The sequence below is a fragment of the Mycobacterium sp. IS-1742 genome (assembly GCF_001500125.1).
Taxonomy (GTDB): domain Bacteria; phylum Actinomycetota; class Actinomycetes; order Mycobacteriales; family Mycobacteriaceae; genus Mycobacterium.
The window spans coordinates 69,329-96,146 of the sequence record NZ_LQIV01000008.1; the positions used below are offsets into that span (position 1 = coordinate 69,329).

A 26,818-nucleotide genomic window follows, 5' to 3' on the forward strand; every position below is an offset into this window, starting at 1 on the left:
TACTCGGCACATGACGGCTATCGACGGCAGCATTCTGCAGGGCGTCTCGGCGACCACGTTGTGGACGCTGCACAACCGGGCCACGGAGGCGAAGCGCTCCGACGGGACGATCCGCGACCCGTGGGCCGTCACGCTGCTCGACGCGATCGACTACGACTACCTCAAGTTCGGCAAGCCGAACCAGTCGCACGCGCTGCGGGCGCGTGCCTTCGACACGGCCACCGCCGAATACCTCGCCGCGCACCCGAAGGCGTCGGTGGTCGCGCTCGCCGAAGGGTTGCAGACCAGCCTCTGGCGGCTGGACCGGATGGGGGTGGCCGACGAGTTGACCTGGTACTCAGTCGATCTCCCACCGGTGATGGCGTTGCGTGACAGGCTCCTGCCCGCCGACGACCGCATCGTCGCGCTGGCGCAGTCCGCGCTGGACCTCACGTGGACCGGCCGGGTCGAGACCGGGCAGGGGGTGTTCATCACCGCCGAGGGGCTCCTGATGTACCTCGAACCCGAGCAGGTGGTGTCACTGATCACCGCATGTGCCGCGCGCTTCCCCGGCGGCCGGATGATGTTCGACTCGATCCCGCACTGGCTGAGCCGGCGCACCCGCAGGGGCCTCAGACTGTCCGACCGGTATGTGACGCCGCCGATGCCGTTCGCCCTCACCGCCGACGAGGGCCTCGCCCTGCCCGGCCGGATCCCCGGCGTCGCGGCCGCCCACGACATTCCGATGCCGCGCGGGCGCGGGCTGTTCAACGCGCTGTCCTGGCCGCCGCTGGACCGGGTGCCCGTGCACCGCCGCGGCAGACCGAGCATCACCCTGCTGGAGTTCGCGTCATGACCCGCTACGTGGCCTTCCTGCGAGGGGTCAACGTCGGGGGCGTCAACCTCAAGATGGCCGACGTGGCGGCCGCGTTCGAAGACGCCGGCTTCACCGCCGTCAAGACCATCCTCGCCAGCGGCAACGTCCTGCTCGACAGCGACACCGACGTGGCGGCCGTGCGCCGCACCGCCGAGCAGGCGCTGCGCGAGCGGTTCGGCTACGACGCCTGGGTGCTGGCCTACGACGTCGCCACCGTGGCGGCCGTCTCGGGGGCGTACCCGTTCGAGCGCGACGTCGAGGGCCACCACTCCTACGTCACGTTCGTCACCGACGAGCAGGTGCTCGACGAACTCGCGGCGCTGGCGGACGCCGCCCGCGCCGAGGAGAAGATCGCGCGCGGCGACGGCGTCGTCTACTGGCAGGTGCCGAAGTCGGGCACGCTCGAGACCACCATCGGCAAGACGATGGGCAAGAAGCGCTACAGGTCCTCGACCACCACCCGCAATCTGCGCACCCTGGACAAGGTGCTGCGTTCGGTAGATTCGGCGAAGTGACGAACACACCGCCGAAGGTGGACGGCAGCGCGCTGACCGGGGTCTCGGAGACGGCGCTGCTCACCCTGCAGGTCCGCGCCAACGAGGCGCGCCGCCCCGACGGACTCATCGACGACCCGATGGCGATCCGTTTGGTCGAGTCGATCGACGTCGACTTCGGCAAGTTCGGTCCGAGCCGCCGCCAGGACATGGCGTTGCGGGCCAAGGGGTTCGACGAGTACACACGGCGCTATCTGCGCACCCACCCGCGAGCGACGGTCGTCGCGCTCGCCGAGGGGTTGCAGACCAGCTTCCACCGGCTGGACGCGTCGGGCGCGGGTCACGAGTTCCGCTGGCTGACCGTCGACCTCCCGCCGATCGTCGAGCTGCGGCAGAAGCTGCTGCCGCCGTCGGACCGGGTGGAGGTCTGCGCCCAGTCGGCGCTGGACTTCACCTGGATGGACCGGGTCGACGACTCCGAGGGCGTGTTCGTCACCGCCGAGGGACTGCTGATGTACCTGCAGCCCGAGGAGGCCATGTCGCTCATCAGCGCGTGCGCGCAGCGGTTCCCGGGCGGCCAGATGATGTTCGACCTGCCGCCGTCGTGGTTCGCCTGGTGGGCCCGCAACGGTATGCGGACGTCGTTGCGCTACAGGGTGCCCCCGATGCCGTTCAGCCTCAGCGCCGGTGGGGCCGCCGCGCTGGTGGACAGCGTGCCCGGTATTCGCGCGGTGCACGACGTGCCGCTACCGGAGGGCCGGGGACGGGTGCTCAACGCGCTGCTGTGGACGGTCCAGCGGCTCCCGGTCTTCGACCCCGTGCGACCGGTCTGGACGCTGCTCGAGTTCGGCTGACCGCCCGGCCTCAGTCGAACGCCGACTCGACGTAGCGCAACGCCTCGGACTTCTCCACGCCGAGCGCCCTGGCCGTGTCGACGAAGCTCTGCGCGGCGGTCGCCATCGCGGCGTCCGCGGGGTCCACGCGCGAGACGAAGGTGCCGAACCGTCCGCGGGTCTCGAGGACACCCGCGCTCTCCAGTTCGCGGTATGCCCGCGCCACCGTGTTGACCGCGAGGCCCATCTGTCCGGCGAGTTCACGCACCGTCGGCAGCCGGGTTCCGGGCAGGAGTCGGCCGTCGCGGACGGCGTCGATGATCTGCGTCCGCAACTGGTCGAACAGGGGCCGGGCCGCTCTCGCGTCGACCGACAACCACTCCCCCAAACCGGCCACGTGCCCAGTATCTCGCACACCGGTTAAGTTGGACATGTGCAGGTGACGGTGCTCAGTGGGGCCGGCATCTCCGCCGAGAGCGGGGTGCCGACCTTCCGTGATGTCGAGACGGGTCTGTGGGCCAAGGTCGATCCGTACGAGATCTCCAGCGCCGAGGGGTGGCGGGCGAACCCCGAGAAGGTCTGGGCCTGGTACCTGTGGCGCCACTACATGATGGATGCGGTGCAGCCCAACAACGGCCACCGCGCCGTCGCGGCGTGGCAGGACCACGCCGACGTGCACGTGGTCACCCAGAACGTCGACGATCTGCACGAGCGGGCGGGCAGCCGGAACGTGTATCACCTGCACGGCAGCCTGTTCGAGTTCCAGTGCGACGCCTGCGGCTCACGCTTCGAGGGCACGCTGCCGACCATGCCCGAACCCGTCGAGGCGGTCGACCCGCCGCAGTGCCCGTGCGGTGGGCTGATCCGCCCCAATGTGGTGTGGTTCGGCGAGGCGCTGCCCGAAGCCGCCTGGCAGCGCTCGGTCCACGCGGTCCTCACCGCCGACGTGGTGGTCGTCGTGGGCACATCCTCGATCGTCTACCCGGCCGCGGGCCTGCCCGAGATGGCGCTGGCCCGAGGGACGGCGGTCGTCGAGATCAACCCGGAGCGCACACCGCTGTCCGACAGCGCGACGGTGTCGCTACGAGAGACCGCCGTGGGCGCACTGCCGACGCTGCTGCAACGCCTCCCCGAGCTGCTGCCGTAGCCCGCGGCCGCTCAGGCGGGCCGCACCGCCCGGCCGATCGCCACTTCCGACACCGGCAGCGGCACCCAGGACGGGAACATCCGTTCCCGTCGGGCGGCCTCGACTCCGAAGCCCGCCGTGGTGATCGCCGTTTCGGTGTGGCGGTGGGTGTGGCAGTTGCCCAGCATCCTCGGCCACACCGTCGCGTCGGCGAACTTCTGCAGTCCGGCCCGCGCGCCGGTCCCGGCGATGTGCTCGAGGTAGCGCAGTTCGCCACCGGGCCGCAGCAGTGAGAACAGTTGTCGCAGAACGCTGTCCGGATCGTCGACCGAGCACAGCACCAACGAGCACACGACGGCGTCGAAGGGCTGCGCGGGGCTGAAGTCCTCGATGCTCTCCATGGTCACGGTCACGGGCACGGGCGCATGCGACGCGGCGTCGCGGGCGTGCGCGGCCAGACGGCGCTCCGGTTCGATGGCGACCACCTCGGTCACCGACGGCGGATAGTGCGCGAAGTTGGTTCCGGTGCCCGCGCCGACCTCCAGCACCCGGCCGGTGAGTCCGGCGAGGTTGTCGCGGCGCATTCGCCGCATCTGTTCGGTCTCGTGACCGGACATGGCCGTCCACAGGCGGGCGAAGAACGGGTTGTCGACGTCGGCGCTCACCGGTCCCATCCTCTACTCAGGCCGGGCGCGCCGCCACCGGTTCGGGGTGCTCGGTCTGCTCGGATTCGCTGATGCCGAACCGTTCGTGCAGTCGGGCCAGCGGCTTCGGCGCCCACCAGTTCCAGCGCCCCATCAGGTGCATGAAGGCCGGCACCAGCAGCATGCGGATCAGCGTCGCGTCGGCGAGCACCGCCAGCGTGAACCCGACCCCGAACATCCGCATGAACGACACCTGCGCGGCGATCAGCGCGGCGAACGAGATCGTCATCAACAACGCCGCGGCGGTGACCACGCGACCGGTCCGGGCCAGGCCCAGCGCAACGCTCTCGTCATTCCGGACGCGGGGGGCGGGTACGGTCCCGTCCGCGCCGGGGCGGCCCGACTTCAGCCAGAACTCCCTGATCCGCGACATCAGGAAGACCTCGTAGTCCATCGACAGACCGAACGCGATGCAGAACAGCAGCACCGGCATGTTGGCGACCAATGTCCCCGTCGGCGTGGTGCCGAGCGCCCCGAGGTGGCCCTCCTGGAAGACCCACACCAGCGCGCCGAACGCCGCCGACAGCGACAACACGTTGAGCAGCAGGGCCTTCAACGGGAGCACGACGCTACCGGTCAGCAGGAACAACAGCACGAAGCTGATCCCGGCGATGATGCCGAGCACCAGCGGCAGCCGGGACGTGATCGACTGCGAACTGTCGCGGTTGGTCTGCGCGGTGCCGGTGAACTGCACGTCCTGCCCGCCGGGAGTCGCGACGGCATGGAGGGCGTCGAGTTGGCGTTCCGAGGCGTCGGAGAACAGTTCGGTGTTGGTGGCGACGGTCAGGTAGGCGCTTCCGGCGTTCAGCCCGCCGGCCGCCGAGGGCGGGCCGACCCGGGCCCCGGTGACGTAGGTGCCGCCCGGTGCGGCGACGCTGAGCACATCGGGGACCCGGGAGAGGTCCGCGGCGTACCCGTCGATGTCGGCCGGCGTCAGACCGCCGGTGTCCGGGACGCCGACGGTGACGTCGGTGGCGGTGTCGACGGCGAAGTCGTTGCGCAGTTGGTCGCCGACCTGGCGTGCCGACGACGACTGCGGCAGCACCCGGTCGTCAGGGAAACCCCACTTGATGCCGAGGAACGGTGCACCGAGCACGAGGAGCAGCGCCACGATCGCCACGCCGATCGGAATGGACCGGCGCTGGACGTACTTCGTCGACCGGTACCAGAACGTCTGCTCCACGGCCTTGGGCGTGGGTTCGGGTCTGCCCCGCAGGCGTCGCAGCAACCGGCGCACGTCGAAGGCGTCGAGGCGGTCCCCGAGCAGCACGATCGCCGCCGGAGCGACCACGATCGCGGCCGTCGCGGCGAACCCCACGACCGCGAGGCCGGCGTAGGCGAACGATTTGAGGAAGTACATCGGGAACAGCACCATCGTCGCCATCGACAGCGCCACGGTCAGCGCCGAGAACAGCACGGTGCGGCCGGCGGTGGCCATGGTCCGGATGAGCGCGCGTTCGCGGTCGGCGCCGTCGGCCAGTTCGTCGCGGAACCGGCTCACGATGAGCAGGGTGTAGTCGATCGCGAGGGCCAGACCCATCGCGATCGACAGGTTGAGCGCGAAGATCGACACATCGGTGACCATCGTGAGCAGCCGCAGCACGGCCATCGTCCCGACGATCGCGATCAACCCGACCACCACCGGCAACGCGGCGGCGAGCAGCCCGCCGAAGACCCACACCAGCACCGCGAAGCTGAGCGGGATCGCGATCAGCTCCATGGTCAGCAGGTCCTTCTCGGTCTGCCGGTTGATCTCGACGTAGGTCATCGCCTCACCGCCGGCGCGGACGGTCACGCCGTCGCGGTCGTAGACCAGCCGGTCGGTGAGCTCCTTGGCGTGCTTCTGCGCACCGCTCTCGCCACCGGTGATCCCGGCGATGATAAGACCGGTCCTGCGGTCCTGGCTGAGCAGGGCCGGGACCGCTTCTCGCGGGGCGGTCCAGGTGGAGGCCACCCCCGCGACGTGCGGGGAGGCTTCGAGTTCGGCGGCGATGGCGGTGCCGACGGCCGTGGCCGCCGGACCCTGGGCGCCGGCGTCGGACGTCACGCTGATGATCAGGTCCATATCGCCCTGGTCGAACTTGTCGACGAGCGTCTGGGTGGCGCGTGCCGACTCCGAGGTGGGGTCCTGGAATCCGCCCGCGGACAGGCTCTGGCTCACCGACAGCCCGAAGAGGCCGGCCGCCGTCACCACCAGGGCGGCGATGACCAGGATCCGTTTCGGCGAGGCGATCGCCGACCTGGCAATTCGTGACAGCACTGCGCGCGTCCTCTCGCCCGAACCGATTGGCTACTTGTAACCACGGAAACGGTTGGCGAATCTTTCAAACCCGTGACGCCGACCCGGCGATGAGAAGTGACGCGCCGGCCGGTCTAGACGATGATGGGAACGGCTCCCAGTAGCAGTCGACACACAAGGTACGGAGACCATGGCCAGCACAGATGTGGACACCACCGTCACCACTCAGACCTCCACCGGCACCGACATCGCGTTGGTGGTGCTACGTCTCGGCGTCGGCGCGACGATGCTGCAGGCGGGCCTGATCAAGGCGTTCGATTTCAGCACCACCGCCGGTTTCATGGAGGCCGGCGGATGGCGCCTGCCCGACCTGGCGGCGTTCATGGTCACCGCGGCGGAGACGCTCGGCGGTATCGGACTGCTGCTGGGGGTGCTGACCCCGCTGGCGGCGACGGCGGTGGTCGCCGCGATGCTCGACGCCTGGGCGGTCAACGTGTCCGGCGCGGCGTTCTGGTCCGAGCCGTTCAACGTGCCGTTCCTGGTGGCGATCGGGGCGACGGCGCTGCTGTTCGCGGGGGCCGGCGCCTACTCCGTCGACGCCCGGGTGGCGACCAGTATCCGCTGGTCGACGCGTACGGCGTGGATTCTCCTGGGGGTGGCGGTCGTGGCCGCCGTCGTCACCTGGATCGCGCTGAACGGGACCAATCCCCTGCACGTCACGGCACCTACTGGCTAGAAACCTACCCAAAAGTAGTATTGCCACCATTTTCCGAACCGTGACTCAATGAATCCTTAAAAGTGACTCATACGCTCAGTGTCATGTGGATCGACGACACCAGTGCCGATGTCATCAAAGTTGATTTCGAGGCCCTCTACCACGGCGATTTCCTCGTCGAGGGAGACACCTCCGAGCAGCTCGACGACTGGAGCCCACTCGCTCAAGCCGGGTGAACACGTGCGCCCGATCGGGCGCACGTGTCCATCAGCAGTTTGCTGACCCTTGCGGGGTCAACTGTTGACCAGCGTCAGACCGCGACCGGCTCCTCAGCGGGCTTAACCAGCCCGGCCAGTCGACCGGTGATGAGCTCTTCGGCCTCCTCGACCATCCGACTCACCAGATCACCCACCGTCGGGATGTCGTTGATCAATCCCATCGACGTGCCGACGCTCCAGATTCCGGCGTCCAGATCGCCGATCTCGTAGACCTTCACGCCGCGCTTGCCGGCGACCAGATCCTTCACGTCCTCGAACTGCCCGCCGCGGTTGAGAATTTCCACGACCTCCCGCGAGACGGCGTTGCTCGCCACCCGCGCGGTGTTGCGCAACGGCCGGAAGATCAACTCCGTGTCGAGCTCGGTGCCCGCCACGATCGCTTCCTTGACCTTCTGGTGGATGGCCGACTCCTCGGTGCACATGAACCGGGACCCCATGTTGATGCCGTCCGCCCCGAGCGCCAGCGCCGCGACCAGGCCGCGGGCGTCGGCGAAGCCACCGGACGCGATCATCGGGATGTCGATCTTCGACGCCGCCGCCGGGATCAGCACCAGCCCCGGGATGTCGTCCTCGCCCGGGTGACCGGCGCACTCGAAGCCGTCGATGCTGATGCCGTCGACACCGAGGCTCTGCGCCTTGACCGCATGGCGCACCGAGGTGCACTTGTGCAGCACCTTGATGCCGTTGTCGTGGAACATCGGCAGGTGCGGCGCCGGATTGGAGCCCGCCGTCTCGACGATCTTGATGCCGGCGTCGACGATGACCTGGCGGTACTCGTCGTACGGCGGCGGGTTGATCGTCGGCAGGATCGTCAGGTTCACCCCGAACGGCTTGTCCGTCAGGTCCCGGCAGCGGGCGATCTCGTTGGCCAGATCGGCAGGCGTCGGCTGGGTCAGCGCGGTGATGAACCCGAGCGCGCCCGCATTGGCCACGGCCGCGACCAGCTCGGCACGGCCGACCCACTGCATACCGCCCTGGACGATGGGGTGCTCGACACCGAACGTCTCGGTGAACTTGGTGTGCAGCGCCATCAGCGGTCTCCTCGGCTCTTCGCGCAAGCGCTCATCGCGGAGCCATCCGGATCGCGCCGTCCAGGCGGATCACCTCGCCGTTGAGCATCGGGTTCTCGATGATGTGGGTCGCCAGCGCGCCGTATTCGTCGGGATCGCCGAGCCGTGCCGGGTGGGGCACCTGCTGGCCGAGCGAGCGCTGCGCCTCTTCGGGCAGCGAACCCAGCAGCGGGGTCTTGAACAGACCGGGCGCGATGGTGCAGACGCGGATCAGCTCACGCGACAGGTCCCGCGCGATCGGCAGGGTCATGCCGACCACGCCGCCCTTGGACGCCGAGTAGGCCGCCTGACCGATCTGACCCTCGAACGCCGCGACCGAGGCGGTGTTGATGATGACGCCGCGCTCTTCGCCGACCGGTTCCGTCTTCGCGATGCGCTCGGCGGCGAGCCGCAGCACGTTGAAGGTGCCGACCAGGTTGACCTGGATGACCTTGTTGAATTCGTCGAGCGGGAAGGCGCCGTTCTTGCTCAGCGTCTTGATCGCGTTGCCGATACCGGCGCAGTTGACGTTGATCCGCAGCGGCCCCATCTGCTCCGCGGCGTCCAGCGCTGCGCTGACCTGCTCGGGATCGGTGACGTTGGCCTGCACGAACTTGGCGCGGTCGCCGAGCTCCTTGACGGCCTCCTCACCCTTGAGGTCGATGACCACGACGGAGGCACCCCGGTCGAGGAGCCGCTTCGTGGTGGCCAGGCCGAGACCCGATGCTCCGCCGGTGACGACGGCGGCGGCGTCTTTGATTTCCACTCGCACATACCTTTCTTTTGGTTCGTTCTGTTGGTTTCGGTCAGACCCAGTCGTTGAGCACTGCTTCGGTGTCGGCGCCCGGTGCGCCCGGAGGGGTGGGCGTGGCAGGCACGGTCCGGGAGAACCGCGGTGCCGGCGCCGGGAAGAGGAAGTCGCCCTCCCGGTAGAAGGTGTCGCGTTCGGTGTTGTGCGGTTCGCTCTCCACCTCGGCGAACGAGAGCACCGGGGTGCAGCAGGCGTCGCTGCCCGCGAACACCTTCGTCCAGTGGTCACGGTCGTGTTCGGCGAAGGCCTCGGTGAGGCGGGCACGCAATTCCGGCCAGCGGCTCATGTCGTTCTGATCGGGCAACCCGGCCGGGTCGAGGCCGAGCTTGTCGAGGAGTTCGGCGTAGAACTGCGGTTCGATCGCGCCGACCGCGACGTAGCGCCCGTCCGAGGTCTCGTAGGTGTCGTAGTAGGGAGCGCCGGTGTCGAGCATGTTGACCCCGCGCTCGTCGGACCACATGCCCATCGCGCGGAAGGCCCACATCATCTGCGCCAGAACGCTGGATCCGTCGACCATCGCGGCGTCGACGACCTGACCCTTACCGGAACGCTCCCGCTCCCACAGCGCCGACAGGATGCCGACGAGCAGGAACATCGACCCGCCGCCGAAGTCACCGGCGAGGTTCAGCGGCGGCACCGGACGTTCGCCGGCGCGGCCCACGGCGTGCAGCACACCGTTGAGCGAGATGTAGTTGATGTCGTGTCCGGCCTGCTGGCTGCGCGGACCGGTCTGGCCCCAGCCCGTCATCCGCCCGTAGATCAGCCGCTCGTTGACCTTGGCGCAGTCCTCCGGGCCGAGCCCGAGCCGCTCGGTGACGCCCGGCCGGAAGCCCTCGATGAGCACGTCGGCCTTGGCGATCAGCCGCAGCACCAGTTCGCGGCCTTCGTCGGTCTTGAGGTTGGCGCCGACCGATCTCCGGTTGCGGAGGAGGTGGTCGCTTCCCTTGGTCGGAATCCCGGGGCCCTTGCCGGGGCGCTCGATGCGGACGACGTCCGCACCCAGGTCACCGAGGATCATCGCCGCGTGCGGACCGGGGCCGATACCGGCCAATTCCACGACACGCAGGCCTTGCAGTGGTCCCGCCATTTCTACCGCCCCTTCGGAGTAGTTGACCGCCGACATAGCTTACTTGTATAACCTTCTCGACCGGCCACGGGCCAACGGCCCCGCTCATGCGAAGGTGTAGCCATGACGACCACCGACTCCGATACCGGCACATACGTCAGCATCGACGACCTCGCCGTGACGCTCGACGACGGGGTGCTGTCGGTGAGGCTGAACCGGCCGGACAGCCTCAACTCGCTGACCGCCGAGATGCTCAACGGGATCGCCGACGCGCTGGACCGGGCCGCCGACGACCCGGCGGTGAAGGTGGTGCGGCTCGGCGGCGCCGGGCGCGGCTTCAGTTCGGGCGCGGGCATCAGCGAAGAGGACCAGACGAAGAAGGCGGAGGTCGGGATCAACGCCGTGCTCGACGCGGCCAACCGTGCGGTGCGCGCGATCGTCGCGGCGCCCAAGCCGGTGGTCGCGGTGGTACAGGGGCCGGCGGCCGGCGTCGGGGCTTCGCTGGCGCTGGCGGCCGACGTCGTGATCGCTTCGGAGAAGGCGTTTTTCATGCTGGCGTTCACCAAAATCGGGTTGATGCCCGACGGTGGCGCGTCGGCGCTGTTCGCCGCGGCGGTGGGGCGGATCCGCGCGATGCGGATGGCGTTGCTGGCGGAGCGGATCACGGCGGCCGAGGCCTACGACTGGGGTCTGGTGACCGCGGTGCATCCCGCCGAGGAGTTCGACGCGGAAGTCGACAAGGTGCTGGGACTGCTGAAGTCGGGTCCGGCCGTGGCGCTGCGGAAGACGAAGCAGGCCATCAACGCGTCGACTCTCACCGAACTCGAGGGTGCGCTGGGGCGCGAGACCGAGGGACAGCTCGAACTGCTGGCCTCGCACGATTTCCGCGAGGGCACCCGGGCGTTCCAGGAGCGCCGCAGCGCCTCGTTCACCGATCACTGACGCGGGAGCGCGCCGACCTGTTCTGACCCGAAAATCGTTGGACTGAGGCGCAGCTCGTCGACGACCATCGAGTGGTGAGTACGCCGACCCTCGATCGGAAGCCAGCGCGCGACGCCGGCCGATGGCGCGTGCTCGCCCCCTTCGCCTTCCGCGAGTACCGGCTCCTGATGGCCGCGGTCTCGCTGTCGATCTTCGCCGAAGGCATCTGGACGGTCGTGATGGCGCTGCAGGTCATCGCGCTCGACAACGATCCTGCGGCGCTGTCGCTGGTCGCCACATGTCTCGGCGTCGGCCTGGTGGCGTTCGTCCTCGTCGGTGGAATCGCCGCGGACCGGTTCGATCGGCGCGCCATCATCATCGTCGTCGAAGCGGTGAACTTCCTGGCGGTCGGCGTCGTCGCCGCTCTGGGAATGGTTGGCGCCCTGCGTATCTGGCACCTCGCCGTCGCGGCGGCCGTCCTCGGTGTCGCGGCCGCGTTCTTCTTCCCCGCCTACAGCGCCATCCTGCCCCGCATCCTGCCCGCCGATCAGCTGCTGGCCGCCAACGGCGTCGAGGGTGTGGTGCGCCCGGTGTTCCAGCGGTCCGTGGGGCCCGCGGTGGCCGGCATGGTGGTCGGCGCAACGCTGCCGTCGGTCGGGGCGGTCGTGGTCGCGGCGCTGTTCGGCCTCGGCCTCCTGCTGTTGGTCGCCACCCGTCCGGCGCACGCCCCGCAGGAGGCCGCGCGAACCCGCGCCCTCCACGACCTGCGCGACGGGTTCCGGTTCATGCTGCGCACGCCGTGGCTGTTGTCGACGCTGTTGTTCGCCAGCATGTTCGTGCTGGTGGTGCTGGGCCCGATCGAGGTGCTGCTGCCGTTCATCGCCCAGCAACGGTTCGCCGACGGAGCCCGCGCCTACGGTTTCATCCTCGCGTTCTTCGGTGTGGGCAGTGCGCTCGGCGCCCTGGCCGTCTCGTCGGTGCGGATGCCGCGGCGCTACCTCACGGTGATGATGACGATGTGGGGTGCGGGTTCGATCCCGCTCGTCGTCGTCGGCACGACATCGTCGTTCCCGCTGATGGCCGCCGCCACTTTCGTGATCGGGGTGACCGACGGCGCCGGCATGGTCATCTGGGGGACGCTGCTGCAGCGGCGCGTGCCGACCGACATGCTCGGCCGGGTGTCGAGCCTGGACTTCTTCGTCTCGCTGGCGTTCATGCCGGTGTCGTTCGCGATCGTCGGCCCGCTGTCGAAGGTGATCTCGATGGAGACCATCTTCGTGGTGGCCGGCCTCGCCCCGGCCCTGCTGGCGGCGGTCGCGCTGACGGCGGCGCGGATGCCGCGCGACGAGTTGGCTAATCCGCTGCGTTAGACGCCGAAGATCGGGGGCAGTGCCAGCACCATGACCAGACCCCAGAAGAAGTGGGTGAGCATGGGGGCGAGCACTCCCCCGGTCGCGCGGCGTTCGAGGGCGCACACGGTGCCGAGCACGATCGCGGCGATGGCCAGCATGAAGTTCTGGGTGCTCACGCCGGTGACGACCACATAGATGGCCGTGGACCAGAGCACCGCCCACCAGCCGTTCCAGCGGTTGCCCAGCGAGGTGTACAGCGCGCCCCGGAAGAACAGTTCCTCGGCCAGACCGTTGACGACGGTGATGATGACGACCAGCCACAGCGCGCCCACGTTGGCGTGTTCGAGCACCCGCACGGCGTACTCCCGCATCAGCGGGATCTCCCGGGCCACCAGCCCGGCGAGCAGAAACGCGCCGCCGAGGGCCAGTCCGACGGCGGTGCCGGTGATCACCGGCCGTTGGTTGCGGCTGCGAAAACAGATGCGGCCCAGATGAAGTGGGCCGGAGACGAAGGCGCCGAGGGTCCACCAGACGGCCAGTCCGGCGGTGAACCAGTAGAAGTCGGGGTCACCCGGTGGGATCGACAGCGAGTAGCCGAGCAGGCCGAACCCGATGACGACGAAGATCCCGACGATGATCCTGCGGCGGCGGATCACCGCGGGCCACTCGGCGGCCGGGGCGGCGACGCTCAGGACGACACCGCGGGCCTCCCGGAGGAAACCGGTCCGTTCGTCGCACGGCGCGGGGGTCGGTGACGACTGGTCGGTTTGGGTCATGCCGGCTTCCCTTTCGGTACCAGGTTCACGAGGGTGTCCAGACCGGTGCGCATCGCGGCCGCCACCGGTCCGGGGACCAGGCCGAGCAGCCCGAGCGCGGGCCGGGCGATCGACGGGGTGACGGGGCGGACCAGCCGGGTGATGCGTTCGTTGTCGCCGCCGGCCCACACCGGGTCGGTGTCGGCGAGGTGGTGCACGTCGACGAGCCTGTTGACCGGTCGCGGACGCTGCGGGGACAGCGAGCGCCGGATCGCCTCGTCCACTCCGGTCAACCCGCCCGCCGGGTCGTCGACGAGATCCCGCAACCCGTCCTTGGACGCGGTCATCGGATGGTCGAGGCTCTCGATGAGATCGCCCGCCAGGCCGCCGGGGACCGGCAGCACCAGCCCGCTCAGCTGGGAGACCAGCGAGGTGTCGATGCCGCGCACGGGCAGCGGGGCACGTTTCCGCCCGGCCAGCCGGGCGTACTTCTGCAGCAGTTCGCCGTACGTGGTGGTCTCCGGACCGTGGATGTCGTAGGCGCCCGCGGGCACCTTCTCGGTGTCGGCGGCGGCGACCAGATAGTGCAGCGCGTCGCGGATGGAGATCGGGTCGATCGGGTTGGCCGCCCACTTCGGCATCGGCAGCACCAGGAACCGGTCGGCGACGTACCGCAGCATCTCGAACGAGGTGGACCCCGCGCCGATGATGATCGCGGCCCCCAGCCACACGACGTCGGGCCCGTCGGGGACGGTGAGCGCCTCGGCGACCTCCGCGCGGCCCGCCAGATGCTCGGAGAGCGTCTCGTCGGTGGGGACGAAACCGCCGAGGTAGACGATCCGGGCGACGCCGGCCTCACGAGCGGCCTCGGCGACGTTGGTGGCGGCCCGGTTGTCGGTGTCGCGGAAGTCCGGCTGGCCGATCGCGTGCACCAGGTAGTAGATGACGTCGACCGAACCCGCCTCGGCGAGCGCCTGCCTGACCGACTGCGGTTGCTGGGCGTCGAGTGCGACCGAGGTCACATCGTCGTACCACCCGAAGGTGCGCAGCCGATCGGGCGTGCGGCTCGCCACCACCACGTCGGCTCCGGCGTCCACGAGGGCGCTGACCAGCCGCGATCCGACGTATCCGGTGGCGCCGGTGACCAGGACTCGCACATTTTTCACCGTAGGTAGGTACCCGGGCACACCGGATGGGAACCGTCGTGACGCCGTTTGCTACGCCACATTCGCCGTCACGGCCGGCGGTGCATGTCCACCAGATGCTGGTAGAGCAGCGCGTTCGTACGGTTGCCGTCGACCTCCTGCTCGCTCAGTTCACGGCGGACCTTGCCGGGCACCCCGGCGATCAGCGAACCGGGCGGGACCTCGACGCCCTGGGCGACCACCGCTCCGGCGGCGACCAACGAGCCGCGACCGATCCGGGCCCCGTTGAGGACCACCGCACCCATGCCGATCAGGCAGTCGTCCTCGATCGTGCAGCCGTGCAGCACGGCATTGTGCCCGACGCTGACGTTGGCGCCGATGGCGGCGGGGAAGCCCGGGTCCACGTGCACGGTCACGCCGTCCTGGATGTTGCTGCCCGCACCCACCTCGATGGGCTCGGCCTCGGCCCGCAGGGTGGCGCCGTACCAGACGCTGGCCTTCGCGGACAGAGTCACCCGACCGATCACGGCGGCGTTCGGCGCCACCCACGCGGTGTCGTGCAGATCAGGTGCGTGCTCGCCCAGGGCGACAATCAGCGGTTCCGGCATGGCGTCATCGTAGGCGGCCCCCGCGAGTGTGAGACAACCAACGTAACAAACCACATCGCCGCAGGCCAGACCCCTTCATGCCGCCGCGGAGGCCCGGGACGAGTTGGCCGTGACCAATTCGTGCCCTTACGATCCGAAGCGGCGCCGCATAGGTAGCCGGCCCGACGCCGCCCATCGGCAGGCGTCCTGACGAGCTGAGGAGCCGATCGTGAACACCCGTACCAGGACACTGGGCGCCGCTGTGGGCGTCGCCGCCATCGCCGTGTCCCTGCCCCTCTCGGCGACTGCATACGCCCAACCGGCGGAACCGTCGTCGGTGGAGACCCCGCTGCCCAACCTCGAGGGCGACTGCGATCCGTTCCGGGCCGCCGTGCCGACCTGGAAGAACTTCATCAACCAGCCGGTGAGCCAGGTGCTCTCTCAGATCCCGGACATCAGCACCTTCAGCGCCGCGATCTCCGGCGGACTCAACCCCGCCGTCAACGTCGCCTCCGTGCTCGACAACGGCCCGTACGTGGTGTTCGCGCCGACCGACGAGGCGTTCGCGAAGCTGCCGCCGCAGCAGCTCGAGGCGCTCAAGGCCAACCCGGCGGCGCTGACCGACCTGGACTACTACCACGTCTTCCTCGGCCTTCTCGGGCCCGCCGACGTCAAGGGGCAGCGCGCCACCCAGCAGGGCGCCGAGATCAAGGTCGTGGGCACCAACGGCGACATCAAGGTCAACGACACCGCCAAGGTGATCTGCGGCGGCATCCCGGCCGCCAACGCCCGCATCTACCTGATCGACACCGTGCTCGATCCGGCCGCGGCGCCCGAGGCCCTCACCCCGTCGGGCACCTCGCCCGCGTCGTCGGGCTCCGCCGAGTCGGCGGACTCGGCACCGCTGCCGGCCGAGGCGACCCCGGCCGCGGCGGCGGACATCCCGGCCGCGGACGCTCCGATCGGCTGACACCCGAGTCGCGACCAGACACAGAATCGCCCCCTTTCCGAGGAAAGGGGGCGATTCTGTGTCTGGTGGCGGGCTCAGACGCCGACTCAGACGCCACGTCGGCGAGCCGACTCAAACACCCAAGTCGCGGCCGATGATCTCCTTCATGATCTCGGTGGTGCCACCGAAGATCGTCTGGATGCGACCGTCGACGTAGGCCCGCGCCACGCGGTACTCGAGCATGTAGCCGTAGCCGCCGTGCAGCTGCACGCACTGGTCGACGACCTTCTTGGCGACCTCGGTGGCCCACCACTTGGCCTTGGCCGCCTCGACCGCGGTCAGCTCACCGTCGACCACACCCTGCAGGCAGCGGTCGATGTAGTTCTCGGTGACCTCGAGTTCGGTCTCCATCTCGGCGAGCAGGAAGCGGTTGTGCTGGAAGCTGCCGATCGGCTGGCCGAAGGCCTTGCGGTCCTTGGTGTACTGCAGGGTCTCGTCGAACACCGCGCGCGCCCCGGCGATCGCCGAGATCGCGATCGAGAGCCGCTCCGAGGGCAGGTTGGTCATCAGGTGGTAGAAGCCGCGACCCTCCTTGCCGAGCAGGTTGGCGCTGGGCACCCGCACGTTCTCGAAGTGCAGTTCGGAGGTGTCCTGGCTGTGCAGGCCCATCTTGTCGAGCTTGCGGCCGCGGGTGAAGCCCTCCATGTCGCGCTCGACCACGAACAGCGAGAAGCCCTTGTGCCCGGCCTCCGGATCGGTGCGGGCGACCACGACACACAGGTCGCAGTTGATACCCGACGAGATGAAGGTCTTGGAGCCGTTGATGATCCAGTCGTCACCGTCACGCACCGCGGAGGTGCGGATGCCGGCGAGGTCGCTGCCTGCGCCGGGTTCGGTCATCGCGACCGCGATGATCGTCTCGCCGCTGGTGATGCCGGGCAGCCAGCGCTTCTTTTGCTCGTCGTTGGTCAGGTCCTTGAAGTACGGCCCGACGACGTCGTTGTGCAGGCTCAGCGCGGGTCCGTGCACACCGGCCTTGGCGATCTCCTCGTCGATGATCGCGTTGAACCGGAAGTCGTCCGAACCGCCGCCGCCGTACTCCTCGGGCATGTTGAACCCGATGAGCCCGTACTTGCCCGCCGCGGTGTACGCCGACCGGTCCACGATGCGCTCGGTCTCCCACTTCTCGTGGTGCGGGACGAGCTCACGCTCGATGTACTCCTTGACGGTCTCGCGGAACGCCTCGTGCTCGGCGTCGTAGATCGTTCGCTTCATCGTTGATTCCCCACTTCGCTTACTGTGCCTTCCATACGGGTTGACGCTTCTCGGCGAAGGCCAGCGGCCCCTCCTTGGCGTCCTCTGACTTGAGCACCGCGCGCATCTCCTGCGCGGTGCGGGCCCATGACGGTTCCTCACCGGCGATCACGCCGCCCTCGGCGCCGTAGGCCACCCGCTTGCTCGCCCACACCGCGAGCGGCGCGTTGACGGTGATGCGCTCGGCCAGCGCGAGCGCCGCGTCCAGCACGGTGCCGTCGGGTACGACCTGGTTGATCAAGCCCCACCGCAGCGCGTCGGCCGAGGTCATCGGCTCACCGGTGAAGATCATCTCCATCGCGACCTTGCGCGGCAGGTGGTCGACGATGCGGAAGACTCCGCCCGCCGCGGCCATCAGACCCCGCTTGACCTCGGGCAGACCGAATTTCGCCCGTTCCTCGGCCACCACCAGATCGCTGGCCAGCGCCAGTTCCGAACCACCACCGAGCGCGGTGCCGTTCACGGCGGCGATCGTCGGCTTGTCGATGAAGTGGTGGACATAGCCGGCGAATCCCCATTCCGGATGCTCGGAGTGGTAGAGACTCTCGCGGCGGTAGATCGCCTTGAGATCCGCACCCGCACAGAAGGACTGACCGTTGCCGGTCAGCACCACCGCGCGCACCTCGGGATCGTCCTGCGCCTGCTGCAGCGCATCGCCGACCGCCGTGCTCACCGCACCGTTGACGGCGTTACGCGCCTCGGGCCGGTTGAGTGTGATGATCAGGACGTTCCCCCGCCGCTCGGTCAGAGCGGCGGGCGCCTGTGTCGTCTCGGTCGTTTCGGTCACAGCAGTTCGAGGATGGTGGCGTTGGCCTGGCCGCCGCCCTCGCACATGGTCTGCAGGCCGTACTGAATGTTGTTGTCGCGCATGTGGTACAGCAGCGTGGTCAGGATGCGCGCACCCGAACCGCCGAGCGGGTGGCCGAGCGCGATGGCGCCGCCGTTGGGGTTCAGCTTGGCCTCGTCGGCGCCGATGTCCTTGAGCCACGCCATCGGAACCGGGGCGAAGGCCTCGTTGACCTCGAACGCGCCGATCTGGTCGAGGCTCAGACCCGACTTCTTCAGCGCCTTCTGGGTGGCGGGGATCGGCGCGGTCAGCATGATGACCGGGTCGGCGCCCGCGAGCACCGCGGTGTGCACCTTGGCCAGCGGCTTGAGGCCCAGATCCTTGGCTTTGTCCGCAGACATGATCAGCAGTGCGGCCGAACCGTCGGAGATCTGGCTGGAGTTACCGGCGTGGATCACCCCGTCCTCGCGGAAGGCCGGCTTGATCTTGGCCATCGACTCGACGGTGCCACCGCGGCGGATGCCGCCGTCTTCGAGCACGACCGTGTCGTTGCCGTCCGCGTCCTTGGTCTCGATGCCGACGATCTGGTCCTTGAAGGCGCCGGAATCCTGTGCGGCGGCTGCCTTCTCATGCGAGCGCAGGGAGAACTCGTCGAGCTCGGTGCGGCTCAGGCCCCACTGCTCGGCGATCATCTCGGCGCCGACGCCCTGGTTCGGGGTCTTGTCGTAGCGGGCCTTGAACGACTCGCCGTAGGGGTTGCCGCCGTTGGCCAGCGAGGAGCCCATCGGGGTGCGCGTCATCGACTCGACGCCGCCGGCGACCACCACGTCGTAATGACCGGCCACCACACCGGCGACGGCGAAGTGCAGCGACTGCTGGCTGGAACCGCACTGGCGGTCCACGGTCACGCCCGGGACGGTCTCGGGCCAGCCGGCGGACAGCACCGCGGTGCGCGCGATGTCGAGAGCCTGCTCACCGGCCTGCATGACGCAGCCCCAGATGACATCGTCGACCAGCGCCGGGTCGACGCCCGCCCGCTGCACGAGGCCGTTGAGGACCTGCGCGGACAGCTCGGCCGGGTGCACTCCCGCCAGTGCCCCGTTGCGCTTGCCGACGGGCGACCGCACAGCCTCGACGATGACGGCTTCAGCCATGACACTTCTCCTTCGAAGTCGGATATCGATCCACACGCTTGGACACGACGGTAGAGGACAAGGTTTACTAGGTCAACCTACTGGTTGGTGGGGTCGGCCTGCCGCTGTACGCCCTGTCCAGATGGTTTACTGAGTTGTATAGCTGGCCCGTCGGCCGGCGTGGCGCGGACCCGGGAGATCAGGTGGCTCGAACGACACCGCTGGCCCCCATGATCGGGGCGAGCCCTTCGACGACCGCTGTGCGCTCTCCGAAGACGGCGGAGCTGGTCGCAGGCACCCTGCGCCGCATGGTCGTCGACGGCAAGCTCAAGGAGGGCGACTTCCTGCCCAACGAGGCCGAGTTGATGGCCCACTTCGGCGTGAGCAGGCCGACTCTGCGCGAGGCGGTGCGGGTGCTCGAATCCGAGCGCCTCGTGGAGGTCCGGCGCGGTTCGCGCACCGGCGCCCGGGTACGGGTGCCCGGTCCGGAGATCGTCGCGCGCCCGGCCGGGCTGCTGCTGGAGTTGTCCGGTGCGACGATCGCCGACGTGATGACCGCCCGTTCCGGCATCGAACCGATGGCCGTCCGGCTGCTCACCGAATCAGGCGACACCGCCGCCTTCGACGAACTCGAGCGGACGCTCGACGAGCACGTCGCGCACAGCTGGCAGTCCGGACGGCTGGCCGAGACGACCGGCGACTTCCACCGCCGCATGGTCGAGCTGTCCGGCAACGCCACGCTGACCATCATGGCGGGCATGCTCCACGAGATCACGGTGCGCCACACGGCGTTCGCGATGAAGGAGAGCAACCCACCGTCGAAGGCGGACTACGAGAAGCTGATGCGCTCCTACCGCAGGCTGCTGCAGCTGATGCGGTCCGGTGACGGCGCGGCGGCCGAGGCGCACTGGCGCAAACACCTCGACACCGCACGCGCGCTGCTGCTCCAGGGTCTGGAGACGGTCAAGGTCCGCGACGTCATGGGCTGAGCGGTGTCGCCTCGGCGTCCTCCCGCCACGTCACGTGCACCGGGATGTCGTCGGACCACGGCTGTCCGGTCACCATGTCGGACACGTTGACGTAGCCGCGCTCGAATTCCCCGGTGGCGGCGTCGACCAGGCGGTACTCCTGACGCTGCCGGTGGATGGGTTGTGCGTCGAGCAGGATGACGCGCACCTCTCCGGGTTCGAAGTGACAGCGCTTGTGCATGGCCGCGATCAACTGCTCGTTGTGCATGTGGCCGTCGCCGAAGTTCCAGCCGACCGCGGTGCTGCACAACCGTTCGCCCTCGGTGATGACGTAGTCGTCCTGGTTGCGGCCGGCCAGCGCGTTGTGCACCAGCGTCAGCAACGCCTTGCCGTGAGAGTTGAAGCCGCGGAACGCATATCCCTTGTAGAGATAGATCATCGCCTGTTCCGGGCTGCCGTAGACCTTCTCCAGCTGGGAGGCGGGCATGCTGGCGATGGCCACGAGGCCGCGCTCGATCTTCTCGTTCGCCGACGGTTTGATGCACCACCACGACGTGTCCCAGTTACCCGCGTAGTACCGCATCCCGGGTAGGAACGAGATCTTGCGGGGGAACAGGTTGCCGAGCGCCACGGTGAGCGCCAACACGGCGAACAACACCACGGGCAGCGGCGTGCTCAGCTCGGACAGGCCGAGTTCGGCGTGGCCGACGAACAACGTGACCACACAGAACATCATGAAGACGTTCCACTCCAGCGGCACGCCCATCGGAATCGCCGACAGGATGCCGAAGTGGAAGACCAGCATCACGAACGCGGCGATCGCCGTCGGCCAGCCGCCGTGGCTGAACAGCAACACCAGGGGGACCAACATCTCGATCGCGGTGCTGAAGTGGGCGATCACCCTCGAGATCCGGCCGGGCCGCAGGTCGTCGGGGAACTTCTCGAAGAACGCGCGCTTCAACCGCTTCGTCCGGATCAGCGGGTTGTTCGACATCATCGTCGAGATCACGAACGGGAAGTGCTTGTTGAGTTTCGACGTCGCCGCGCCCATCCAGATCGCGACGCAGACGAGCTTCGCCGCCAGCAGCATGTCCACGCCGTAGCCGACGAACAGGAACGCCACGGTGAACGAGCCGTAGACCTCTCCGCGCGCGGCCAGGAAGATCACCTTGTCGCGCAGTCCGAGCACTGCCAGCAGCCCCAGGATGGTCCAGATCTGCCAGAGCGGCAGCACACCGACCGTCGTCCCCAACGCGGGCACCGGTCCGGTGCCGTCGGAGAACAACGCGATCAACAGCACGACGAGCAGCGCCCCGTACAGCACGACGTCGACCGGGGTGCGGGTGTCGCCCTTGGTCAGCGGCACCCGGTCCGGCCACGGAGGCAGGCGGATGGTGCCGGGGCGCAGCCAGTACAGGATCGACCCCATCGGGGGGAAGAACCGGTTGTTGAGCGGACCGAACCCGCAGCCGAGGCCGACGACCTCGAACAGCATCGTGTACAGCACGACCTTCTGGAACACGATCGGTTCGGTCCACCACTGCGCCACGTCGGTGAACCCGTCGACACCGGCGGTGGCGAGCGCGAACAGATAGCCGCCGAGGATGTAGAGCAGGATCTTCACGACGTAGAACAGATGCATCACCACGGGCGTGCCGAACCCGACCTCGGCCCAATGCCGGGCCATCGGCCGGATCTTCTCCGAGCGCGTGCCCTTGCTCCATTCGGCGAAGTCGACGACGGGCATGTCGGGCTTCAGAAATCCCATGCCCCAAAGACTAGAACGCGTTCTAGTTCGGCGGAAAGGGTTGCGTCATCTCCCCGCGCCGGGGGGAAGTCAGGCGCCCGTCTTGGCAGGCGGGCGGTAGAAGATCGCCAACTGGCCGATGCCACCGGCGAGGCCGAGGACCAGCGCGATCACCAGACCCCACCAGCCCTGCACCAGATCCCACACCGCGGTGCCGTGGAAGAGGGCGTGGTCGAGGCTGAGCCTGCCCGGCCCGATCGCCGGGATGGCGATCGCCGCCGCGGCGAGGACGAGGTTGTACTCCCAGCCCTCCTTGACGATGAAGAACCCGTTGGCGCGGTGCACGGTCCACGCGGCGACCAGCATCAGCGCGACGAAGCCTGCGGCAGGCACCGGGGTGAGCAGGCCGACGGCCAGGCCGATACCCGCGGCCATCTCCGTGGTGGCGGCGACCCGGGCGTGGAACATGCCCGGCTTCATGCCGATGCTGTCGAACCACCCGGCGGTGCCGGGAATCCGGCCGCCGCCGAAGAATTTGTTGTAGCCGTGCGCAGCCATGGTCAGGCCGAGCACCACTCGCAGGATCAGAACGCCGACGTCGTAGGCAGTCATGTAACAGAATCTAGGCCATGTGTTAAGCCGGCGACCACCCCACCGGTGCCTACGTGCGTCGGTCCAGCGCGGCCGACAACCGGGACACGTACGCCTCGATGTCCCCCACGGCCGATTCGGCGGCGTGCACGCTGAGCGCGACGGTGTCGCCGATGCCGTGGACGCCGTGGGTGAGGCCCATCATCGGCGACAGCGACGGACACCCGGTTGTCAGCACCACGGGCGCACCGCCGAAGTGCAGGTCGGCGGCGCCGCGGTGGACGCTGGAGACGACGGTGTTGCCGGTCGCCGTCGGTGACCGCACCGACGGGTCGAAGGCCGACACGCCCCATCGGACCAGCGGGGCCGGTACGGCGGCCGACGCCAGGGCGGCGGCGCGCATGCCCGGGTGTGCGGCCCGCTGTCTGCGCTGTGCCAGTTCCCTGGCGATGCGGGCGCTGCGCTCGGGGTACGGCAGGTCGGGGTGCAGCCCGATCCCGACGTTGCCGAAGTGGTTGTTGGCCAGCCGCGGCCCCGGGCCGGCCATCGGCACCTCGGCGCCGAGCGAGGACGGGTCGTCGCCGAGTTCGCGCAGGTGGTCGGCCAGGGCCCGCGAGATGGCCGCCAGCGCCCCGACCGTGACGGTGGTGTCGGCCATCTCGGCGCGGCGGCGGATCAGGATGCGCAGCCCCCGTTCTCCGGCGGGGCGGGCATTGCTGCGTAGCGCGGGGCGCGGATCGGCTTGCGCCGCAACCACTCCGGCGTTCACATCACGCATCAGCTGCCGGTGCCCGCGCGCCGCGCGGACCGCGCGCACCGGAAGCGTCGCGGTCTCCCACCGAGCGACCGGCACGGCTTCGACCGGCGTGGGTCTTCCGAACAGCCACGCCGCCAATTCGGCGGACCGCCTCCCGTCTGCCAGCGCGTGCGACATCTGCACCACGGCCACGGTGCCGGCGCCCTCGACTCCGGGCACTCCCCGCACGGCGGCGAACACGTGCAGGCGCCAGGCGGCCGCCCGCGCGTCGAGCTGGTCGGCGGTCAGCGCGGAGACCGCGGCCAGGCACTCCGTCCAGTCGGCAACGGTGTGCGTGCGCACCTGCCCGTCGTCGACGCCGCCGTCCACCCACTCCGGATATTCCAGCCTGCCTCGGTCGCGCACCCGCAGCCGCAGTTCCGCGCAGGCCCGGGCCCGGTCGAGCACCGAGGCCAGCGTGCCGGTCAGATCCGGCGGCGTCCCGGCGAAGCCGTAGATCAGGAACTGGTCGCTCGGCATCGTGGCCGACATCCAGTGATTCTGGGCGTCGACCGCCGCGAGCCGCCGCGCCGTCATAGCGTCCGAGGTTAGGCTTCGCCGCATGCTTCCGGCCAGCAGCAGCACCGGGGTGGCGCTCGTCACCGGCGCGTCGTCCGGCATCGGCGAGCAGATCGCCCGCGAATTGGCAAGGCGCGGATACGGTCTCGCACTCGTCGCGCGCCGCGGGGACCGGTTGCGGGCGCTCGCCGACGAGCTCGGCCCCGCCGCGCACACGCTGCCCACCGACCTGTCGCGCCAGGAGGAGCGCGCCGCCCTGCCGGACCGGCTCGGCGCCCTCGGCGTCGAGGTGGACATCCTGGTCAACAACGCCGGGATGGCGAACCTGGGTCCGGTCGCGGCGGCCGATCCGGCGGCCGAGTTGAGGCTGGTCGAACTCGACGTCGCCGCGGTGGTCGACCTGTGCAGCCGGTTCGTCCCCGCTATGGTCGCGCGTGGCCGGGGCGCGGTGCTCAACGTCGCGTCCGTCGGCGCGTTCGGCCCGGTCCCCGGCCAGGCGACCTACGGTGCGGCCAAGGCGTTCGTGCTGTCCTACACCCACGCGATGCGTGAGGAGTTGCGCGGGACCGGCGTCTCGGCGGCGACCCTGTGTCCGGGACCGGTTCGGACCGCGTTCGGCGAGCAGGCCGGTATCCCCGACGACGAGGCGGAGAAGATGCTGCCGAAGTTTCTCTGGCGCGGGGCCGACGAGGTGGCCAGGGCGGGGGTCGACGGGCTGGCGGCGGGCCGGGCGGTCATCGTGCCCGGAACACCGAACCGGGTCGCTGCGGCGCTCAACCACCTGGCACCGCGGCGGTTGCTGCTGCCCATGCTGGGTCGCGCCCACCCCGGTGTGGAGCGCTCCTAGCGCGCGACCCCGATGAAGTCGACGATGTGGCGGCCGACCACCTCGGGTTGTTCGAGTGCCAGGAAGTGCCCGGCGTCGTCGACGACCGCTGTCGCGCTCCCCTCGGGCAGCACCCGCTGCACCCAGGGCGTGAAATCCGCTGTGGCGCAACCGTCCTTGCGGCCGTGCAGGTACAGCGTCGGCAGTGTCGGCGCCGACAGCCAGTGCCGGTGCAGCTCGGCGTACTGGGCGGGTGGCCGCGTGTTGCGGACGGTGGCGCGGTAGTAGCCCAGCGCGGCCCGCCACCGCCTGCGCGCGCCGATGGCCGCGTCGACGTGGCGCACGTCCTCGGCAGCGTGATAGCCAGGTGACCACTGCCGCCACAACCGGGGCACCACCCACGCCGCGGACCGGTCGGGCAGCCAGGGCAGCTGGAAGTAGAAGATGTACCAGCTGCGCAGCATCTGCCGGGGCAGTTGGGCGGCCAGCCGCAGACCGTTCGGCACCTTGCCGAGCGGCCGGAACGCGGCGGCAGGCGGCACCGACATGAGGACGGCCCGCTCGAACGGGCTGTGCGGCATCGCCGCCAGTCCGGTCCCGGCGATGGCGCCCCAATCGTGTCCGATGACGACGTCGCGGCCCGTCGGCCCCGCCGCGGCGAGCACGCGCAGCGCGTCGTCCATCAACGCCCCGACGTGATAGCTGCGGTCGGACGGCACCGACGACGGCACGTATCCGCGCATGAACGGCGCCACCACCCGCCAGCCGGCCCCGGCCAGTGCGGGGGCCAGTTTCCGCCATCCGTAGGCGGTGTCGGGGAAACCGTGCAGGCACAGGGCGATCGGCGCGTCCCGCGGCCCCCAGTCCAGCGCGCGCAACTGCCCCGCGGGGGTGGTCACCTCCAGCCAGCGCGGCGTCATCAGATCGGCTGGAATTCGGAGATCCGCCACTGGTCGCCGACCTTGTCGAGGGTCACCCGCACGCTCGAGGCGGTGTTGCTCGGCTGTTCGGCCCCGACGGTCACCGTCTGGTTGACGAACAGCAGGACCACTGCGTGGTCGGCGTCGGCGCTGACCGAGGCGGCGGCGGGGACGTCGGTGACGGCCGAGATCTGCTTGTCCTTGGCGCCCGGTACGACGACCGTGTCGATCAGCGAGCTGTAGGTGTCGCGGAAGTCGCCGGTGAGCTGCTCCTTGGCGGCCCCGAGTTGTTGTTCGACGGTCTGCGGCTCGTAGGTGAGCATCGAGATGGCGATGCTGCGGGCCGCGGCGACCGAGTCCTCGCGCGCCCGGTCCACGTCCTCGGCCGTGGAATTCCGCCAGAAGAGGTACCCCGCGGCGACCGCGAGCACCAACGCGAGCACGGGTACGACACCGAAGGCGGCGATCCGCGCCCACGACCTCGAGCGCCGCTTCGCGGTCGGTGTGGCGGCCGCGTCATCGTCGGCGTCGTCGTCCGGCGTCTCGGCAGTGGTCTCCTCGATCGCGGTCGTCTCGGGCTCGAGCTGCTCGACCGTCGTCTCCTCGTCCTTGGGGGTGCCGGTCACTGCACGAACTCCACCTGAGAGACCTTGGCGCCGTCGTCGACCCGCTGGACGGTGAGCCGCATCCGCCACGCGCGCGGCGCCTGCTCGGGTGCGCCGGCGTTCGACGACTGCACCGTGACCGCCACCAGCACCTCCGCCTCGTCGCCGGAGATCGACTCCACTCCGGCGTCGCCGAGGGTGCCCACGGACTTCGACTTCGCCTCCTTGACCACTTCGAGGAACGGTTGGGCGCGCTTCTGGAAGTCGTCGTAGAAGGTGCCGGTCGCCACGTCGAGGACCCGCTGCACGTCGGCCTCGGCGCGCTCCCAGTCGATGGTCGTCAGGTTCTGCGCGGCCTGACGGCCCACCTCGAGGAACAGGTCACGCTGCTTCTGGTCCTGGTTGTTCTGGTAGGCCTGATACCCGAACCAGCCGGTCAACGCGGCCAGCGCGACCACGAGCGCGAGTCCCCCGACGAGCACCTTCCGCACCGCGGAGGCACCGCCGGGCCCGGTTTCGTCGGGTCCGGCCTCCTCGGCCGGTTCGGTTGGTTCGGCTGATTCCACGGCGGGGTCGACCGCGGTCTCGTCGTCGACACCCGCGGTCGGTTCGCCGTCGGGGGCGGGGGCATCGTCTGCCATGTCTGCTCCTCTGCGGCACCCGGGATCACCTCATCCCGGCCTTCCGCCAAACGTTACGTGGCGGGCCGCGGGTGTCAGTCGGCGACGTGCC

The 26,818-nt window shown here is 69.4% G+C and carries 29 protein-coding genes; 11 read left to right on the forward strand and 18 right to left on the reverse strand.

From position 1 onward, the window contains the following. The first annotated feature begins 10 nt into the window (after window positions 1-10). From AU196_RS06725 to AU196_RS06735, 3 genes are read left to right on the forward strand one after another with little or no spacing between them, the layout of a single operon-like run. A complete protein-coding gene (locus AU196_RS06725) occupies window positions 11-835 on the forward strand; it encodes a class I SAM-dependent methyltransferase (protein WP_059094324.1) in 825 nt (274 codons plus the stop codon). Then, a complete protein-coding gene (locus AU196_RS06730; RefSeq protein WP_059094325.1) occupies window positions 832-1,371 on the forward strand; it encodes a DUF1697 domain-containing protein in 540 nt (179 codons plus the stop codon). The genes AU196_RS06725 and AU196_RS06730 overlap by 4 nt, the downstream gene beginning before the upstream one ends. Then, complete coding sequence (locus tag AU196_RS06735; RefSeq protein ID WP_059094326.1) at window positions 1,368-2,204, forward strand: class I SAM-dependent methyltransferase; 837 nt, start codon at window positions 1,368-1,370, stop codon at window positions 2,202-2,204. Before AU196_RS06730 ends, AU196_RS06735 begins: the two co-directional genes overlap by 4 nt. 10 nt (window positions 2,205-2,214) lie before the next feature. Here the strand turns inward: AU196_RS06735 and AU196_RS06740 are convergent, their stop codons facing one another. Then, on the reverse strand, window positions 2,215-2,580 hold the full coding sequence (locus AU196_RS06740; RefSeq protein WP_157546102.1) for an Rv1152 family transcriptional regulator: 366 nt from the start codon (window positions 2,578-2,580) through the stop codon (window positions 2,215-2,217). A gap of 36 nt (window positions 2,581-2,616) precedes the next feature. Between AU196_RS06740 and AU196_RS06745 the strand changes: the two genes are divergently transcribed. Continuing rightward, window positions 2,617-3,330, forward strand: a complete 714-nt coding sequence (locus tag AU196_RS06745) for an NAD-dependent deacylase (protein ID WP_059094328.1) — start codon at window positions 2,617-2,619, stop codon at window positions 3,328-3,330. Between the two features lie 11 nt (window positions 3,331-3,341). Here the strand turns inward: AU196_RS06745 and AU196_RS06750 are convergent, their stop codons facing one another. Together AU196_RS06750 and AU196_RS06755 are read right to left on the reverse strand one after the other, a co-directional pair. Further along, window positions 3,342-3,974, reverse strand: a complete 633-nt coding sequence (locus AU196_RS06750; protein WP_059094383.1) for a class I SAM-dependent methyltransferase — start codon at window positions 3,972-3,974, stop codon at window positions 3,342-3,344. Between the two features lie 16 nt (window positions 3,975-3,990). Beyond that, window positions 3,991-6,273: an MMPL family transporter gene (locus AU196_RS06755; protein ID WP_059094329.1), complete on the reverse strand. Its 2,283-nt coding sequence runs from the start codon at window positions 6,271-6,273 to the stop codon at window positions 3,991-3,993. 169 nt (window positions 6,274-6,442) lie between these two features. On the opposite strand from AU196_RS06755, the gene AU196_RS06760 reads away from it, so the two are divergent. Continuing rightward, complete coding sequence (locus AU196_RS06760) at window positions 6,443-6,988, forward strand: DoxX family protein (RefSeq protein ID WP_059094330.1); 546 nt, start codon at window positions 6,443-6,445, stop codon at window positions 6,986-6,988. An 83-nt stretch (window positions 6,989-7,071) separates the two neighbouring features. Next, window positions 7,072-7,203 (forward strand): hypothetical protein, encoded by a 132-nt coding sequence (locus AU196_RS26265; protein ID WP_011561444.1) that lies wholly within the window; start codon window positions 7,072-7,074, stop codon window positions 7,201-7,203. Between the two features lie 74 nt (window positions 7,204-7,277). Here the strand turns inward: AU196_RS26265 and AU196_RS06765 are convergent, their stop codons facing one another. From AU196_RS06765 to AU196_RS06775, 3 genes are read right to left on the reverse strand one after another with little or no spacing between them, the layout of a single operon-like run. Next, window positions 7,278-8,276 carry an NAD(P)H-dependent flavin oxidoreductase gene (locus tag AU196_RS06765; RefSeq protein WP_059094331.1) on the reverse strand — a complete coding sequence of 333 codons (999 nt, stop codon included), beginning with the start codon at window positions 8,274-8,276 and terminating at the stop codon, window positions 7,278-7,280. A gap of 31 nt (window positions 8,277-8,307) precedes the next feature. Next, a complete protein-coding gene (locus tag AU196_RS06770) occupies window positions 8,308-9,060 on the reverse strand; it encodes a 3-hydroxyacyl-CoA dehydrogenase (protein WP_059094332.1) in 753 nt (250 codons plus the stop codon). Between the two features lie 40 nt (window positions 9,061-9,100). Then, entirely contained in the window at window positions 9,101-10,192 is a 1,092-nt protein-coding gene (locus AU196_RS06775; RefSeq protein ID WP_059094333.1) for a CaiB/BaiF CoA transferase family protein, read from the reverse strand. A gap of 102 nt (window positions 10,193-10,294) precedes the next feature. Between AU196_RS06775 and AU196_RS06780 the strand changes: the two genes are divergently transcribed. Both AU196_RS06780 and tet(V) read left to right on the forward strand, forming a co-directional pair. Then, a complete protein-coding gene (locus AU196_RS06780) occupies window positions 10,295-11,113 on the forward strand; it encodes an enoyl-CoA hydratase (RefSeq protein WP_059094334.1) in 819 nt (272 codons plus the stop codon). Window positions 11,114-11,187: 74 nt separating this feature from the next. After that, complete coding sequence (gene tet(V) / locus AU196_RS06785; protein WP_059094384.1) at window positions 11,188-12,462, forward strand: tetracycline efflux MFS transporter Tet(V); 1,275 nt, start codon at window positions 11,188-11,190, stop codon at window positions 12,460-12,462. Here the strand turns inward: tet(V) and AU196_RS06790 are convergent. The 3 genes from AU196_RS06790 to AU196_RS06800 all read right to left on the reverse strand — a co-directional run bounded on the left by AU196_RS06790 (window position 12,459) and on the right by AU196_RS06800 (window position 14,952). Then, on the reverse strand, window positions 12,459-13,220 hold the full coding sequence (locus AU196_RS06790; RefSeq protein ID WP_059094335.1) for a CPBP family intramembrane glutamic endopeptidase: 762 nt from the start codon (window positions 13,218-13,220) through the stop codon (window positions 12,459-12,461). The genes tet(V) and AU196_RS06790 overlap by 4 nt on opposite strands. After that, window positions 13,217-14,365: an NAD(P)H-binding protein gene (locus AU196_RS06795; protein ID WP_059094336.1), complete on the reverse strand. Its 1,149-nt coding sequence runs from the start codon at window positions 14,363-14,365 to the stop codon at window positions 13,217-13,219. The genes AU196_RS06790 and AU196_RS06795 overlap by 4 nt, the downstream gene beginning before the upstream one ends. 68 nt (window positions 14,366-14,433) lie before the next feature. Beyond that, window positions 14,434-14,952, reverse strand: a complete 519-nt coding sequence (locus AU196_RS06800) for a gamma carbonic anhydrase family protein (protein ID WP_059094337.1) — start codon at window positions 14,950-14,952, stop codon at window positions 14,434-14,436. 208 nt (window positions 14,953-15,160) lie between these two features. Here AU196_RS06800 and AU196_RS06805 point away from each other — a divergent pair, with 208 nt between their 5' ends. Further along, entirely contained in the window at window positions 15,161-15,901 is a 741-nt protein-coding gene (locus tag AU196_RS06805) for a fasciclin domain-containing protein (RefSeq protein WP_059094338.1), read from the forward strand. A 111-nt stretch (window positions 15,902-16,012) separates the two neighbouring features. Here AU196_RS06805 and AU196_RS06810 read toward each other — a convergent pair whose 3' ends face one another. Genes AU196_RS06810 through AU196_RS06820 form a run of 3 tightly spaced genes read right to left on the reverse strand, consistent with a single transcriptional unit; the run spans window position 16,013 to window position 19,135 of the window. Beyond that, entirely contained in the window at window positions 16,013-17,155 is a 1,143-nt protein-coding gene (locus tag AU196_RS06810; RefSeq protein ID WP_059094339.1) for an acyl-CoA dehydrogenase family protein, read from the reverse strand. A gap of 19 nt (window positions 17,156-17,174) precedes the next feature. Next, entirely contained in the window at window positions 17,175-17,981 is an 807-nt protein-coding gene (locus AU196_RS06815; RefSeq protein WP_059094340.1) for a crotonase/enoyl-CoA hydratase family protein, read from the reverse strand. After that, window positions 17,978-19,135, reverse strand: coding sequence for a thiolase family protein (locus AU196_RS06820; protein WP_059094341.1), 1,158 nt, complete (start codon window positions 19,133-19,135; stop codon window positions 17,978-17,980). Before AU196_RS06820 ends, AU196_RS06815 begins: the two co-directional genes overlap by 4 nt. A 182-nt stretch (window positions 19,136-19,317) precedes the next feature. On the opposite strand from AU196_RS06820, the gene AU196_RS06825 reads away from it, so the two are divergent. Then, window positions 19,318-20,103: a FadR/GntR family transcriptional regulator gene (locus tag AU196_RS06825; RefSeq protein ID WP_059094342.1), complete on the forward strand. Its 786-nt coding sequence runs from the start codon at window positions 19,318-19,320 to the stop codon at window positions 20,101-20,103. Here AU196_RS06825 and AU196_RS06830 read toward each other — a convergent pair. From AU196_RS06830 to AU196_RS06840, 3 genes are all read right to left on the reverse strand, one after another. Beyond that, entirely contained in the window at window positions 20,093-21,850 is a 1,758-nt protein-coding gene (locus AU196_RS06830) for a DUF3556 domain-containing protein (RefSeq protein WP_059094343.1), read from the reverse strand. The genes AU196_RS06825 and AU196_RS06830 overlap by 11 nt on opposite strands. Before the next feature lie 69 nt (window positions 21,851-21,919). Beyond that, window positions 21,920-22,441: a DoxX family protein gene (locus tag AU196_RS06835; protein WP_059094344.1), complete on the reverse strand. Its 522-nt coding sequence runs from the start codon at window positions 22,439-22,441 to the stop codon at window positions 21,920-21,922. A 49-nt stretch (window positions 22,442-22,490) separates the two neighbouring features. After that, a complete protein-coding gene (locus AU196_RS06840; RefSeq protein ID WP_059094345.1) occupies window positions 22,491-23,753 on the reverse strand; it encodes a WS/DGAT domain-containing protein in 1,263 nt (420 codons plus the stop codon). Window positions 23,754-23,778: 25 nt separating this feature from the next. Here AU196_RS06840 and AU196_RS06845 point away from each other — a divergent pair, with 25 nt between their 5' ends. Further along, window positions 23,779-24,582 carry an SDR family NAD(P)-dependent oxidoreductase gene (locus AU196_RS06845; protein WP_059094346.1) on the forward strand — a complete coding sequence of 268 codons (804 nt, stop codon included), beginning with the start codon at window positions 23,779-23,781 and terminating at the stop codon, window positions 24,580-24,582. Here the strand turns inward: AU196_RS06845 and AU196_RS06850 are convergent. Genes AU196_RS06850 through AU196_RS06860 form a run of 3 tightly spaced genes read right to left on the reverse strand, consistent with a single transcriptional unit; the run spans window position 24,579 to window position 26,727 of the window. Beyond that, window positions 24,579-25,481, reverse strand: coding sequence for an alpha/beta fold hydrolase (locus AU196_RS06850; RefSeq protein WP_059094347.1), 903 nt, complete (start codon window positions 25,479-25,481; stop codon window positions 24,579-24,581). The two genes, AU196_RS06845 and AU196_RS06850, sit on opposite strands and share 4 nt — an antisense overlap. Continuing rightward, window positions 25,481-26,107, reverse strand: a complete 627-nt coding sequence (locus AU196_RS06855; RefSeq protein ID WP_059094348.1) for an Rv1363c family protein — start codon at window positions 26,105-26,107, stop codon at window positions 25,481-25,483. The genes AU196_RS06850 and AU196_RS06855 overlap by 1 nt, the downstream gene beginning before the upstream one ends. Beyond that, window positions 26,104-26,727, reverse strand: coding sequence for an Rv1363c family protein (locus AU196_RS06860; RefSeq protein WP_059094349.1), 624 nt, complete (start codon window positions 26,725-26,727; stop codon window positions 26,104-26,106). Before AU196_RS06860 ends, AU196_RS06855 begins: the two co-directional genes overlap by 4 nt. Window positions 26,728-26,818: the final 91 nt, after the last annotated feature.

Bases quoted from the DNA above. Each gene is read 5' to 3' on its own strand.
- AU196_RS06780 (WP_059094334.1), top strand. From the start codon at position 10,295: ATGACGACCACCGACTCCGATACCGGCACATACGTCAGCATCGACGAC.
- AU196_RS06725 (WP_059094324.1), top strand. From the start codon at position 11: ATGACGGCTATCGACGGCAGCATTCTGCAGGGCGTCTCGGCGACCACG.
- AU196_RS06810 (WP_059094339.1), bottom strand. From the start codon at position 17,155: ATGAAGCGAACGATCTACGACGCCGAGCACGAGGCGTTCCGCGAGACC.
- AU196_RS06730 (WP_059094325.1), top strand. From the start codon at position 832: ATGACCCGCTACGTGGCCTTCCTGCGAGGGGTCAACGTCGGGGGCGTC.
- AU196_RS06835 (WP_059094344.1), bottom strand. From the start codon at position 22,441: ATGACTGCCTACGACGTCGGCGTTCTGATCCTGCGAGTGGTGCTCGGC.
- AU196_RS06860 (WP_059094349.1), bottom strand. From the start codon at position 26,727: ATGGCAGACGATGCCCCCGCCCCCGACGGCGAACCGACCGCGGGTGTC.
- AU196_RS06790 (WP_059094335.1), bottom strand. From the start codon at position 13,220: ATGACCCAAACCGACCAGTCGTCACCGACCCCCGCGCCGTGCGACGAA.
- AU196_RS06830 (WP_059094343.1), bottom strand. From the start codon at position 21,850: ATGGGATTTCTGAAGCCCGACATGCCCGTCGTCGACTTCGCCGAATGG.
- AU196_RS06845 (WP_059094346.1), top strand. From the start codon at position 23,779: ATGCTTCCGGCCAGCAGCAGCACCGGGGTGGCGCTCGTCACCGGCGCG.
- AU196_RS06850 (WP_059094347.1), bottom strand. From the start codon at position 25,481: ATGACGCCGCGCTGGCTGGAGGTGACCACCCCCGCGGGGCAGTTGCGC.
- AU196_RS26265 (WP_011561444.1), top strand. From the start codon at position 7,072: ATGTGGATCGACGACACCAGTGCCGATGTCATCAAAGTTGATTTCGAG.
- AU196_RS06775 (WP_059094333.1), bottom strand. From the start codon at position 10,192: ATGGCGGGACCACTGCAAGGCCTGCGTGTCGTGGAATTGGCCGGTATC.
- AU196_RS06840 (WP_059094345.1), bottom strand. From the start codon at position 23,753: ATGACGGCGCGGCGGCTCGCGGCGGTCGACGCCCAGAATCACTGGATG.
- AU196_RS06820 (WP_059094341.1), bottom strand. From the start codon at position 19,135: ATGGCTGAAGCCGTCATCGTCGAGGCTGTGCGGTCGCCCGTCGGCAAG.
- AU196_RS06760 (WP_059094330.1), top strand. From the start codon at position 6,443: ATGGCCAGCACAGATGTGGACACCACCGTCACCACTCAGACCTCCACC.
- AU196_RS06800 (WP_059094337.1), bottom strand. From the start codon at position 14,952: ATGCCGGAACCGCTGATTGTCGCCCTGGGCGAGCACGCACCTGATCTG.
- AU196_RS06765 (WP_059094331.1), bottom strand. From the start codon at position 8,276: ATGGCGCTGCACACCAAGTTCACCGAGACGTTCGGTGTCGAGCACCCC.